The sequence below is a fragment of the Serratia sp. Ser99 genome (assembly GCF_024519545.1).
GTDB classification, from domain to species: Bacteria; Pseudomonadota; Gammaproteobacteria; order Enterobacterales; family Enterobacteriaceae; genus Serratia; species Serratia liquefaciens.
Genome location: NZ_JALJRT010000001.1, coordinates 254,690 through 267,331 on the forward strand (window position 1 = coordinate 254,690; position 12,642 = coordinate 267,331).

The 12,642-nt window shown below is 55.7% G+C and carries 11 protein-coding genes; 8 read left to right on the plus strand and 3 right to left on the minus strand.

Annotated elements, in window-relative coordinates; translation table 11 throughout:
• Positions 1-43 precede the first annotated feature (43 nt).
• From NR114_RS01295 to NR114_RS01305, 3 genes are read left to right on the plus strand one after another with little or no spacing between them, the layout of a single operon-like run.
• Positions 44-2,569 carry a CS1-pili formation C-terminal domain-containing protein gene (locus NR114_RS01295; RefSeq protein ID WP_306217647.1) on the plus strand — a complete coding sequence of 842 codons (2,526 nt, stop codon included), beginning with the start codon at positions 44-46 and terminating at the stop codon, positions 2,567-2,569.
• The gene (locus tag NR114_RS01300) at positions 2,559-4,193 is read left to right on the plus strand and encodes a hypothetical protein (protein ID WP_115059434.1); all 1,635 of its coding nucleotides are present in this window, start codon (positions 2,559-2,561) and stop codon (positions 4,191-4,193) included. Before NR114_RS01295 ends, NR114_RS01300 begins: the two co-directional genes overlap by 11 nt.
• On the plus strand, positions 4,162-4,869 hold the full coding sequence (locus NR114_RS01305) for a fimbria/pilus periplasmic chaperone (protein ID WP_048761595.1): 708 nt from the start codon (positions 4,162-4,164) through the stop codon (positions 4,867-4,869). Before NR114_RS01300 ends, NR114_RS01305 begins: the two co-directional genes overlap by 32 nt.
• Before the next feature lie 7 nt (positions 4,870-4,876).
• Here the strand turns inward: NR114_RS01305 and NR114_RS01310 are convergent, their stop codons facing one another.
• Positions 4,877-6,343, minus strand: coding sequence for a HAMP domain-containing sensor histidine kinase (locus NR114_RS01310; protein WP_020825944.1), 1,467 nt, complete (start codon positions 6,341-6,343; stop codon positions 4,877-4,879).
• Between the two features lie 3 nt (positions 6,344-6,346).
• Entirely contained in the window at positions 6,347-7,060 is a 714-nt protein-coding gene (locus NR114_RS01315; RefSeq protein WP_020825945.1) for a response regulator transcription factor, read from the minus strand.
• 150 nt (positions 7,061-7,210) lie between these two features.
• Between NR114_RS01315 and NR114_RS01320 the strand changes: the two genes are divergently transcribed.
• The 4 genes from NR114_RS01320 (at position 7,211) to NR114_RS01335 (ending at position 9,541) form a co-directional block, all read left to right on the plus strand.
• Positions 7,211-7,822 (plus strand): cytochrome b/b6 domain-containing protein, encoded by a 612-nt coding sequence (locus NR114_RS01320; protein ID WP_142815642.1) that lies wholly within the window; start codon positions 7,211-7,213, stop codon positions 7,820-7,822.
• A 10-nt stretch (positions 7,823-7,832) separates the two neighbouring features.
• Positions 7,833-8,621 carry a molybdopterin-dependent oxidoreductase gene (locus NR114_RS01325; RefSeq protein WP_020825947.1) on the plus strand — a complete coding sequence of 263 codons (789 nt, stop codon included), beginning with the start codon at positions 7,833-7,835 and terminating at the stop codon, positions 8,619-8,621.
• A gap of 58 nt (positions 8,622-8,679) precedes the next feature.
• Positions 8,680-9,000, plus strand: coding sequence for a pentapeptide MXKDX repeat protein (locus NR114_RS01330; protein WP_234529087.1), 321 nt, complete (start codon positions 8,680-8,682; stop codon positions 8,998-9,000).
• A gap of 70 nt (positions 9,001-9,070) precedes the next feature.
• Positions 9,071-9,541, plus strand: a complete 471-nt coding sequence (locus NR114_RS01335) for a YkgB family protein (protein WP_046374100.1) — start codon at positions 9,071-9,073, stop codon at positions 9,539-9,541.
• 47 nt (positions 9,542-9,588) lie between these two features.
• Here the strand turns inward: NR114_RS01335 and NR114_RS01340 are convergent, their stop codons facing one another.
• Entirely contained in the window at positions 9,589-11,628 is a 2,040-nt protein-coding gene (locus NR114_RS01340) for a choline transporter (RefSeq protein ID WP_256813900.1), read from the minus strand.
• A gap of 413 nt (positions 11,629-12,041) precedes the next feature.
• Here NR114_RS01340 and betI point away from each other — a divergent pair, with 413 nt between their 5' ends.
• Positions 12,042-12,638, plus strand: a complete 597-nt coding sequence (betI, locus tag NR114_RS01345; protein WP_046374098.1) for a transcriptional regulator BetI — start codon at positions 12,042-12,044, stop codon at positions 12,636-12,638.
• Positions 12,639-12,642 lie beyond the last annotated feature (4 nt).

Genomic DNA, 12,642 nt, shown 5'->3' on the forward strand with positions numbered 1-12,642 from the left:
GGAACTCATAACAAGAATTCAAGGAGTGGATGTGAAAGGTGCGCTGGATGATGTGTTGTTAAAAACCCTGCTTGCCGCCGGCGCGCTTGTGCTTCCTGCCGTGCTGTTGCCGGGTCAGACGACGATGGCTGCCGGACTGACCCAGATTGATGGCGTCTTGATCCCCCAGACCTTCAGCCTGGCGTTGCGCGAAGGCATGAGCATCCCCCTGCTATTGCACTTTGAAAAAAACAGCGGTGTAAAAGACGACCGCCGTATTGGCCATGCCTTTTTGTACCTCGAAAACGACCAACTAAAAATTCGCCAAATTACCCTGGAAGAGGGCGACGAGGGGACACCGCTGACTGCGGAAACCATCAAACAGCTGCAGGCGCTGCAGGAGACCGCATTTGATCGGCAGCAGCGTATTGCGCTGACGCCCGACGCCTGGCTGGCGCTGGATTTCCGCCAGCTCAATTTACAGCTGGTGGTGAAAGCGTCCGCGATGGGAACCCTGCTCCGCGCGCGCTCCAGCGACATTGGCGCGTCGAGCGTCAATGCCGTCAGCAGCACGCTGGACTATAACCTTGGTATTTACGATAACCGCACCCGTGCCAGCGAGGGCAACACTTCCAGTTACCTGTCACTCAACAGCGTTACCGCTTTGCGCGAGCACCACGTGGAAGTGAACGGTTCGATTTACGGCATCGGCAGCGGCGACGAAAACGCTACGCTGTATAAGGCGATGTACGAGCGCGATTTTGCCGGCCGCCGCTTTGCCGCCGGCATGCTCGACAGCTGGAACCTGCAGTCGCTGGGGCCGGTCACCACCATCAACTCCAGCAAGATCTACGGCCTGTCCTACGGTAACCGTGCCAACTCTACCGTTTTTGATAACAGCCAGTCGCTGACGCCGATCGTGGCATTTTTTCCATCGGCGGGGGAAGTGCACTTGTCGCGTGAAGGGCGGCTGCTCAGCGTACAAAATTTTGCCATGGGTAACCATGAAGTGGATACCGGTAACTTGCCTTACGGCATTTATGACGTCGAAGTCGAAGTGGTGGTCAACGGCAAGGTGGTAGATAAGCGCATGCAGCGGGTGAACAAACTGTTCAGCCCCAATCGTGGTGCCAATGCGCCGCTGGCCTGGCAGTTTTGGGGCGGAATGATCCGTATGGACGACTGGCGCGGTGATAACCAACGTCAGCGACCGGCGAAAGATTCTTATCTGCTGGGTGCCTCTGCTACCGGCAACGTAAACAGGCTCAACTGGGCGCTGTCCGGCTATTCGTTTGACAGCAACGCGGTCGGTGAAAGCCGCATCAGCGTACCGCTCACCGAGTCGATTCAGTTCAACCTGCAGAACATGGCGGCCTCCGACAGCTCATGGAGCATGGTTAACAGCGTCAGCGCAGCTCTGCCTGGCGGTTTCAGCAGTGTGTGGATCAATCAGGAAAAAACCTCGATTGGCGACAAACTGCTGCAAAACGATGCATATAACCGTGCCATCGGCGGCACGATGAATTTTGGTGCGCTATGGTCGCCGTTGGGTAGCCTGAGTCTCAGCTACAACGACGATAAGAAGAACAACAGTCATTACTATAACGCCGATTATTATCAAAATGTGTTTACCGGCCGCTTTGGTACGCTGGGCGTACGCGCTGGCATACAGCGCTATAACAACGGTGGCTACAGCGCAAATACCGGTAAATATATTGCGCTGGACTTCTCTTTGCCGATGGGCAATTGGCTTAGCGCAGGAGTTTCCAATCAAAACGGCTATACCACGGCTAACCTGGCGGCGCGCAAGGATATTCAAAACGGGCCGATCCGCACCCTCGGCGCCAACCTGTCGCGGGCGATATCCGGCGACACCAACGGCGATAACAGCCTTAACGGCGGTGCATACGCGCGCTTTGATACCAAATATTCCGCCGGTACGGTCAACGTCAGCAGCTCCGCCGACGGTTACGTCAACTCAAGCCTGTCCGCCAGCGGCAGCGTGGGTTGGCAGGGGCGTGATATTGCGGTCAGCGGCAGAAGCGAAGGCAATGCAGGCATCATCTTTAATACCGGTATTGAAAACGACGGCATGCTGACCGCCCGGGTCGACGGACGGACGGTCAAGCTGACTGGCAATAAAAACTATGTGCCGTTGTCGCCGTACGGTCAGTACGAAGTGGAGTTGATGAACAATAAAAACTCGGCGGAAAGCTTCGATATCGTCACCAAACGCAAGAGCAAGCTGACGCTGTATCCGGGTAACGTGGCGGTGATCACGCCAGAAATTAAACAGATGGTGACGGTGTTCGGTCGCATCAAGGCTGAAGACGGCACGCTGCTGGCCAACGCCTATATCAAAAACCATATCGGGCGCACCCGCACCGATGACAAAGGCGAATTCATTATGGATGTCGATAAGAAATTCCCGGTTATCGACTTTACGCATAGCGGTAACCAGAGCTGCGAAGTGGATCTGGATCTGAGCAAGGCTCAGGGTGCCGTGTGGGTCGGTGACGTGGTCTGTACCGGGCTGAAAACCTATGCCGGCAACAATATGCAGGCAGGAGAAACGATCAATGAAGGCTAAAATTGCGCTGCTGCTTATGCTGTGGGTGGCCCTGCCGTTGCGTGCGGCGGTTACCGTTACCAACTGGCCAAACGCCGCGACCGTGAAGTTCGTGTTCGTTGAAAACAACGCCGACGACAACTTTTTCGTTACGCCGTCCGGGGTGCTGGATCCGCGCATGACCGGTGCGAATAAATGGACCGGCCTGAAATACGGCGGCTCCGGGACTATTTATCAGCAGAGCCTGGGCTATGTGGACAATGGTTATAACACCGGCCTGTCAGCGAACAACCGCTTTGACATGTGGCTGGAAAATGCCCCGATAAAAAATCCGTTCCTCGGCCTGCGCTGCATTAACTGGTATGCGGGCTGTAATATGGACACCAGCCTGATCCTGCCGCAAAGCACCGATGAAAAAGGGTTTTATGGTGCGGTGGTGACGCCGGGCGGCGCAAAATGGATGCACGGCATGATGTCGCCGAGTTTCTACCAATATTTGCAGCAGATGGCCCCCGGCGATGCATTCAGCATGCAGATTAACAGCTGCCAGACCTCGGCCACTTATGATGCCGGCGCTGGGGGACGGTGCCAGAACCAGGCCAGCGGTAATTGGTATAAACGCACCGTGACCCACAGCAAGGCCGCGCATCTGCGCTTTATCAACACCAACGCGGTATCGGAAGTGTTTGTTAACAGCGACGGCGTGCCGATCATCGGTGAGGGAAATGCCGACTGTAAAAACCAGACTATCGGTGCGCGCGCCGGCATCATGTGCAAAATGGTCAGCTACGATCTGCAGACCGATGGCAGCGTCAGCAATACCTCGATTCACGTGTTCCCGGCCATTAACCATGCGGCGCTGTCCTCGGCGGTTAACGCCGCCGACCTGCAGTTCAGTCTGAACGGCAACACCTGGAAAAACACTTCCGGTACCGGCAGCTATTACACCTTTAACGAGCTGAAAAGCAGCAATGCCATCTACGTCTTTTTCGCCAGCAACTTCTTTAAGCAGATGGTGAAGCTGGGGATCTCCGACAGTGGCACTCGCGACCTGATTAACTTCCGCTTCCAGAACACCACGTCGCCGGAGTCCGGCTGGTATGAGTTTTCCACCTCAAACCAGCTGATTATTAAACCGCGCGATTTCAGCATTAGCATTATTTCTGACGACTATGACAATACCCCTCATCGTGAAGGTTACGTTGGACCGGGTGAGCCACCGCTGGAGTTTACTTATATTGTTACCACCAGTGGTAAAACCGCTGCCGATGAGGTGAGAGTCATGGCCACCGGCCCGACACAGGCCCTCAGCGGCAGAAGCTACTGCATTTTTTCCTCGGCGGATAACAGCACCAAAGTACCGTTCCCGGCGACGCTGAGCATCACTACCAGCACCAACGGGCAGCAGGATTATGACGCCGGCTGCGATGGGCAGTGGCATGACATGACGAATGCGTTATGGAGCAGTACGCCGTGGAATGACATTTCCGGCGAGGTAGGGGTGTTAAACAAAACACGGGTGAAATTCAGTATTCCGATGAATAACCCGATTTCACTGAGGACGATTGAAGGTAATGGTTGGTACGGCGACGTTAGCGCCGCCGGTGAGATCCATGTTGAAGCCACCTGGCGCAACATTAACTAGGGGAAAGGCTGTGAGAAGCTTGCTGCTCGGGCTATTGTGCCTGCCATTTTATGCCAGCGCGATTAACGTTGGCACCCTGACGTTCGCCATGGATCAGGACCAATCCTTCACCGCCAAGCGGGTGCTGAACAATAACCGCAGCGCGCGTATTTATCAGGTGACGCTGCGGGCCATTGATCGGCCGGGTGATAGCGAAACGCGGAGCAAACCGGCCGATGGCGAACTGCTGTTTGCCCCTCGTCAACTCCAGCTGCAGGCGGGACAGAGCGAATATTACAAGTTCTTTTACCGCGGGCCGCAGGATAACCGCGAACGCTATTACCGGGTATCGTTCCGAGAAATTCCGACCCGCTTATTCGATCCCGCAGGGCAAAAGGCAACTGGCGTGACGCTGGAGCCAATCGTGGTAATGGACACCATTTTGGTGGTGCGGCCACGTCAGACCAATTTTGCCTATCGGCTCGATTCACAGCGCGGTACCGTCACCAATACCGGCAACACCTACTTCAAGCTGTTGATCAAGCCCGGTTGCGACAGTACCGATGAAGAAGGGGTAACCGAATACCTTCGTCCTGGCGATACTTTGACTCATGCCGGTATTCGCCAGAAAGGGCAGAAATTTATTATCTATAACGACAAATTTATCAGCATCGATAAAAGCTGCCTCAACGAATAATAACGCGCTAACGCAGCGGGATTGAGAAGCGGAAGCAGGCACCGCGTTGCGGTTGTTCGATCAGTTGGATATCGCTGTCGTGCAGCAACAAAATGCGCCGCACGATCATCAATCCCAGCCCGCTGGCGTGGCGACGCGCGCTGCTCAGAATAGAAGGGCGAACGAACAGATCGGCGCGCAGCTCCTGTGGGATACCGGGGCCACTGTCGTTAAGTTGAACCAGCACCTTGCCTGCCTGCTGCCAGAGCCGCACTTCAATCTCGCCCCCCTGTGGCGTGTGGCGAATAGCGTTGTCCAGCAGGTTGGTCAACACGCGTTCAATCATGCTGACATCGGCGAACACCAATGGAATGCCCGGGGCGATATCAGCCAGCAACCGTTGCTGGCGAGCCTCGGCCGCCAGCTCGAACTTCTGGAACACATCCTGCACCAGCTCGCTGAGTGAGAACGGCTCTTTCTGCGGTTTCACCACGCCATACTCCAGCCGTGCCAGCTCGAACAGCTCCTGCGCCAGCCGACCAACCTTGCGGCTCTGCGCCAGCGCGATCTCCAGATAGCGTTGGCGATCGTTTTCACTCAGGCTGGCGGATTTTACCGACAGCGTTTCCAGGTAGCCGTGCAGCGAAGTCAGCGGGGTACGCAGGTCGTGCGAGATATTGGCGATAAACTCGCGGCGCTGTTGGTCCTGCTGTGAAAGCGACTGCCACTGTAAGGCGATGCGTTGCGCCATGCTGTTGAAGGCTTGCTGCAGTCGGCTGACCTCGTCGCGTCCGGCGGCGTCGACCGGCAGCGCGGCATAGGCCTGTACCGCAGCGATGCCGCCGCTGTCCAGCTCGCTGACCTGACGCGTAAGACGACGGATTGGCCGGGTGACCCAATAGAACGCGAATCCGCCGGCCAACAGGCTGAACAGCACCATCAGGCCCGATGACCACAGCGCCATGGAAACCGCAGAGCTAAACAGCGCGTTGCTGGCCAGCGCGTCGTAATCTTCGCCCAGCAGCACCACGTACAAATAGCCTTCAACCTGACCATTGACCTTCAGCGGTGCGGCGCTGAACACTTTTCTGGCATTCGGGTTGCGCGGGTCATCGCCGTAAACCGGCATGCTGGCGCCATCGAACAAGGCCTGCAACGGCAGCAAATCCACTTTCTGGCGTTTCAGGTGGCCGGCCGGCGCGGCGTTGCCAATGATATTGCCCTGTTTGTCGAGCAGGTAGACCTCAACGCTGGGGTTTACCGCCATCAGCTGATCGAACAGGCTGTGAACCGAGGGGGCGTTCAGCCCGTTTTGCCCCAACAGCGGGTTACTGTCGGCAATGTGCTGCGCCAGATTACCGGACAACCGCTGGATCACCGCCTGGCTGTACTGGGTACTGCTGCGCACCTGCATCCAGCCGGATATGGCGCAGCTGACCACCATCAGCAGTGCGAAGATCAGGGTCAGACGTTGCGTTAACGTAAGGTTTTTCATGATTCACTCTTGCGGCGCTGCCGCGAATTTGTAGCCCATACCCCACACGGTGAGGATGCGCTCGGGTTCCGCCGGGTTGCTTTCAATCTTGATGCGCAGCCGGTTGATGTGGGTATTCACGGTGTGCTCATAGCCTTCGTGCTGATATCCCCACACCTGGTTGAGCAGGCTCAAGCGGGAAAAGACCTTGCCGGGGTGTTTGGCAAAAAAATACAGCAGGTCGAATTCACGCGGCGTCAGGTCGATGGCTTGATGATTCAACAGTACTTCACGCGCAATCGGATCGATGGTCAGGCCGTCAAAGCTCAAGGTGCCGGCGTCCATTTTCAGGTTGCGGCTCATGGCTTCCTGACGACGAAACAGTGCCTTAACCCTGGCCACCAGTTCCAGCATCGAAAAGGGTTTGGCGAGGTAGTCGTCGGCACCGAGTTCCAACCCCAGCACGCGATGTACCTCGCTGGATCGCGCGCTGGTGATGATGATCGGCGTGTAGCGCGTCATGTTGCGCGCGCGGCGGCAGATCTCCAGCCCATCGATCCCCGGTAGCATCAAATCGAGGATCAATGCGTCCCAGCCGCCCTGTTCCAGCATCGCCATCCCCAGATTGCCATCGGCGGCATGGCTGATGTCATAACCCTCGTCGCGCAGATGTAACTGCAGCAGCTCCGCGATATTGCCGTCATCCTCGACGATTAAAATTTTCTTTGGCTTTTCCATTCTCTCACCGCTGATTGCCAGGCCTTAGTGAAGTCTACACAACCACCGGAGCCTGAGTTATCACATTTTATTTAACTTTGCGTGAGGTCTTGGGGAACAAATCGGACGGATACTCAGCCCATTGAAACCGCCACCGTCAGGAGAGACGTCATGGCCATGTCCATTACGCCGGAGAAACCCGTACTGATCCACCCGCTGTGGCTGCGCCTGACGCATTGGCTGAATGCGTTGGCGATGCTGATCATGGTCACCAGCGGGTGGCGCATCTACAACGCTTCCCCGCTGTTCAACTTCAGTTTTATCAATGAGCTGACGCTAGGCGGTTGGTTGGGTGGGGCGCTCCAATGGCACTTCGCCGGCATGTGGCTGTTTGGGATCAACGGGTTGTGTTATCTGCTGATCAATTTGTTCAGCGGCCGTTTGAAACGCAAATTTTGGCCGCTCAGCCCAAAAGCCTTGTTGAGCGATCTGCTGGCGGCGCTGCGGGGCAAACTCGGTCATAGCGATTTGCGTCATTACAACATGGTACAGCGAGCTGCTTATCTGTTTGTGATGGTGGCAGGCGTAGTGATGGTGATGTCTGGCCTGGTGTTGTGGAAGTCGGTGCAATTTCCGCTGCTGCGCGAATTGCTCGGCGGCTATGAAGCGGCACGTTATATCCACTTTTACGCCATGTCGGCGCTGGTGGGGTTTGTAGTAGTGCACCTGGTCATGGTGGCGCTGGTACCACGCACGCTGTTGGCCATGCTGCGTGGACGTTAAGGAGAACCCGATGAAAACAGATAAACCCCTTATCAGCCTGAGTGAAGGCCGGGAGATTGTCAGGGAAGCACAGCAGTTGTTGGCGCGCCAGTTGACCTCCTCTTCACGCCGCCGTTTTCTGCGTAACGGGTTGACGCTGGGTGGCATTGCGATGCTCACCGGCTGTGACCTTAGCGACAACACCCATGTGGAACAGGCGTTGAGCCGTATCTCGCGCTTTAACGATCGGGTGCAGGGGTGGCTGTTTAACGCCGACCATTTGGCACCGGTGTATGCCGAGTCGCAGATTACTCGTCCGTTCCCGTTCAACGCGTTTTACGCCGAAGAAGAGGCGCCGGATATCAATGGCGAGGATTATCGGCTGGAGGTCAGTGGGTTAGTGCTGAATAAGCAGCCGTGGACCTTGCCGCAATTGCACAGCATGACGCAAATCAGCCAGGTGACGCGCCATATCTGCGTTGAGGGTTGGAGCGCCATCGGTAAGTGGGGGGGCGTACCCTTTGCGCAATTTCTGCAGGCGATCGGCGCGGACCTGAGCGCCAACTATGTCAGCTTCAAATGTGCCGACGACTACTACACCAGCATCGACATGGCCACGGCGCTGCATCCGCAAACCATTATGGCGCTGACTTACGATGGCCAGATCCTGCCACGTAAATACGGCTATCCGATGAAGCTGCGCATGCCGACCAAACTCGGCTACAAGAACCCGAAACATATTCAGGTCATAGAGATCACCAACCGCTTTCCCGGCGGCTACTGGGAAGATCAAGGTTACAACTGGTTTGGCGGCAGCTAACGACGGCCCCAACTATCCCCGGCACACAGGTGCTTTTTAAATGAGAAAAGGAAATACCATGAAAAAGTTATTCGCAGTAATGATGTGTAGCGCGTTGATGTTAGGTTCCCTCGGTGCCAATGCCGCCGACAGCATGGGCAAAGACGCGATGAAAAAAGACGGCATGAGCCAGATGTCGCACGAGGGTATGGCCAAAGACGGCATGAAAAAAGAGTGTATTGGCAAGGATTGCATGAAGAAAGACGGCATGGGCAAAGATGCCATGAAACATGATGGCATGAAGAAAGACAGCATGGATAAAGACGCCATGAAGCATGACGGCATGAAGAAAGAAAGTATGAGCAAAGACGCTATGCAAAAAGACGCTATGGGGCAGTAAGCCGCCGCGTCCCGCAGCCGGATGGACGCTGGTTTAATCCCGGCTGCGGGCAAGTACAACGGGAGGGACGATGGTTCAGACTATGTGGCTGCAGCGCTTTAAGCGCTCGAACTGGGACGTGGCCTTTATGCGGCTGGCGCTGGTGGTGATCTTCGCCGCTTTCGGCTATGCCAAGTGGTTTGATTATGAAGCGCAGGGGCTGGTGCCTCTGATTGGTAATAGCCCGCTGCTGGCCTGGATGCACGATGTGTTTGGCATTCGCGGTGCCAGTTATGCGTTAGGGGTTGCCGAGTGGAGCTTTGGTCTTTTGCTGCTGGCCGGTTTTTGGTCGCGACGTTTGGGGTTATTGGGGGCGGTGGGATCGACACTGACTTATCTGACGACCCTGACTCTGATCTTCTCCACACCGGGTGCCTGGGAAGCTTCGGCCGGTGGCTTTCCGGCGATGGGGGGGGCCACCAGCTTTCTGCTAAAGGATCTGGTGTTATTGGCGGGTTCGATACTGCTGCTAAAAGCCGACTTGCCTGACGATATACCGTAAAAAAAGGCGCAGTTTTTAAACTGCGCCTTTTGGCCGTGATGAACGGATCACATATCCGGGAAGGTCAGGGTATTGCCAGGTGCCTCACGGTGGATATGCACAAAGTTCAGGTGTTTCTCATACTGATCGAGAATATCGCCGATCACCTGCTCTTTGCTGTAATCCATCAGGTCATTGCCCTGGGTGCCTTCCATCAGGAAGGTTTCCAACCGGTAGTAGTGCGACTTGCCGGAGCGGGCGCGATAGGTAAAGCCCGGCACCGAATAACGCTGTGGCCAGATCTGGTAGATGAAGTTCTGTTCTTCGCCCAGATGCACCAGCAGCTCCAGATGGCTCAAACGTTCATCTTCGGTCGGCGGTACCTCACTGAATTCCACTTTGGCACCGCGCAGTTCCAGCTCACGCGCCACTTCTTGCATTGCCGGTCGGCAACGGGTATCCAGCATTTTCTGCGTGTACTGCGTGCCAGGATAATTCATTACGCGCGACAGGCGCTGTTTCCAGTTGAGCACGTCATTGCTGGACACCGGCATTGGCGCACTGGTGTTCAACGCGCTGGCTTTGCGGTAATCCTCTACCCGCAATGATTTATACAATCCGGCCATCACGAAGAAGATCACAAAGCTGAACGGCAGGCCCATGATCACCGTGGTTTTTTGCAACGCGGGCACGCCGTCGGTCATCAGCATGCCGATGGTCAGCAGGCCAATGGTTATCGACCAAAAAATACGTAGCCAGTTGGGCGCATCGTTGTTGATGTCGCTCAGGCGCGAGGTGAAGTTACCCAAAACCAGTGAACCTGAATCCGCCGAGGTGACGTAGAACAGCAGGCCAGTGATGGTTGCCACCGAGGCGCTGAAGGTGAAGCCCGGATACTGAGCCAGCAGGCTGTAAAAACCGCGTTCCGGATACTGCATTACTTCCTGCGCGAAAGCGGCGTTACCGTAAATGATCTGATACAGCGCGCTGTTGCCGAAAATCGACAGCCACAGCAGGGTGAACACGAAAGGAATAATCAGCGTACCGACTACAAATTGGCGGATGGTGCGCCCACGCGAAATACGCGCCAGGAACAGGCCGACAAACGGCGCCCAGGCTACCCACCAGGCCCAGAAGAACAGGGTCCAGTTGTTCATCCATTCTACCGGACGATCGAAGGCAAAGCTGTTAAGGGTCATCCCCATAAAGCGGTTAACGTAGTCGCCAACGTTGAGCACCAGCGCATTGAGCAGGAATTCGGTATCCCCGAAGAACAGCACGAACATGATCAGTCCCAACGCCAACAGCACGTTGAGTTCGGACAGAATGCGGATGCCCTTGTTAACACCTGAGGTCACCGAAATGGTCGCCATGATCACCGAAAGCAGGATCAGTGCGGCCTGAACCGTCAGGTTTTCCGGAATGTGGAACAGAACTTTCAGGCCGTAGTTCAACTGCACTACGCCAATACCCAGCGTGGTGGCGATGCCGAAGATAGTGCCCAGCACGGCCGCAATGTCTACGCTGTGGCCGATCGGGCCGTTGATGCGTTTACCGAAAATCGGGTAGAGCGCCGAACGGATGGTCAACGGCAGGTTATAGCGGTAGCTGAAGTAGCCGAGGGCGATGCCCATCAGCGCATACATCGACCAGCCGGTCAGCCCGTAGTGGAACAGTGTCCACACCATGGCCTGGCGGGCGGCTTCCATCGTCTGGCCCTGGCCTTCCGGTGGCATCATATATTGCGTCACCGGTTCGGCGACCGAGAAGAACATCAGATCGATGCCGATGCCGGCGGCGAACAGCATCGCTGCCCAACTCATCAGGCTGAATTCGGGTTTCGACTGTTCTGGCCCGAGCTTGATCGAACCGAAGCGCGACGCGGCGATAAACACCACAAATACGATGTACAGAGTAGCGGCCAGCAGGTAATACCAGCCGAAGGTGGTTGAAACCCAATTCAGGGTGCGGGTGATCCATCGCCCGGAGAAATCGGTAAAAAAGATGGTCATCAGCGAGAAGGCCAGAATCAGCCCCGCCGAGGTAAAGAAAACCACCGGATTAAGGCCATCCTTTTGTGGTTTTGAGGAGGTTTCGCGTGTTGTCATCGTCTTCCTCTGTTTTTTAACAACTGAGTAAAATCGTGCCCACACACCAGCCTGAACGGACGCATCGGCGCCGTCCGGAAAAGTGCGGATATAAAGCCGCGGCAATCGCTATTCTGCTTGCCAAAGATTGCCGCTTTGCTTGTTAACGAAACAGAAAATCGTTTCGTGGTGGGAACCGCTTACAGACACTGATTTTGGTCAGATTCGTTAAATACCTCACAAAAATCAGCCAGTTCCACAACCGAAAAGTACATATTTGTAACCAAGCGGTAATAAAATATATGCAATTTTTATTGAACGTTCAATCAAAAAAAAGTTTAATAGTGAGCATGAAGACCAAGTTCAGCAGGTGAAAAGGGCGTGAAATCCCGCCGCTGAGACGAGGCCGAAGTCGGTTTTGTGAGAGTCGAATTATGCCAAAGGTAGGAATGCAGCCAATCAGAAGGCAGCAGTTGATAGATGCCACGCTGGCCGCGGTGAACGAAGTGGGAATGCATGACGCCACCATCGCGCAAATAGCGCGGCGGGCCGGAGTTTCCAACGGCATCATCAGCCATTATTTCAAGGATAAGAACGGCCTGCTGGAAGCCACTATGCGCTATTTGATTAGCCATTTGGGCGAGGCGGTGAAGCTGCGGCTACAGGCGTTAAGCGACCAGAGCCCGGCATCACGGCTGCAGGCGATCGTCGCCGGTAACTTCGACGACAGCCAGATCAACAGTGCGGCGATGAAAACCTGGCTGGCGTTTTGGGCCAGCAGCTTGCACCAGCCGCAGCTTAATCGGCTGCAACAGGTGAACGGCCGTCGGCTGTATTCCAACCTGTGTGCCGAATTTAGTCGCCAACTGCCCAAGGCGCAGGCGCGACTGGCAGCCAAAGGATTGGCAGCACTGATTGACGGCCTGTGGCTGCGCAGTGCGTTGCGCGGCGCGGCGTTCAACCAGACGCAGGCGATCGCGCTCACGACCGAATACATTACGTTTCAACTCCGGGGGCAAACGCCACCCTGAGGAT

Coding starts and splice junctions, on each gene's coding strand:
- NR114_RS01305 (WP_048761595.1), top strand. CDS start 4,162: ATGTTGAAGCCACCTGGCGCAACATTAACTAGGGGAAAGGCTGTGAGA.
- NR114_RS01300 (WP_115059434.1), top strand. CDS start 2,559: ATGAAGGCTAAAATTGCGCTGCTGCTTATGCTGTGGGTGGCCCTGCCG.
- betI (WP_046374098.1), top strand. CDS start 12,042: ATGCCAAAGGTAGGAATGCAGCCAATCAGAAGGCAGCAGTTGATAGAT.
- NR114_RS01340 (WP_256813900.1), bottom strand. CDS start 11,628: ATGACAACACGCGAAACCTCCTCAAAACCACAAAAGGATGGCCTTAAT.
- NR114_RS01320 (WP_142815642.1), top strand. CDS start 7,211: ATGGCCATGTCCATTACGCCGGAGAAACCCGTACTGATCCACCCGCTG.
- NR114_RS01325 (WP_020825947.1), top strand. CDS start 7,833: ATGAAAACAGATAAACCCCTTATCAGCCTGAGTGAAGGCCGGGAGATT.
- NR114_RS01315 (WP_020825945.1), bottom strand. CDS start 7,060: ATGGAAAAGCCAAAGAAAATTTTAATCGTCGAGGATGACGGCAATATC.
- NR114_RS01310 (WP_020825944.1), bottom strand. CDS start 6,343: ATGAAAAACCTTACGTTAACGCAACGTCTGACCCTGATCTTCGCACTG.
- NR114_RS01330 (WP_234529087.1), top strand. CDS start 8,680: ATGAAAAAGTTATTCGCAGTAATGATGTGTAGCGCGTTGATGTTAGGT.
- NR114_RS01335 (WP_046374100.1), top strand. CDS start 9,071: ATGGTTCAGACTATGTGGCTGCAGCGCTTTAAGCGCTCGAACTGGGAC.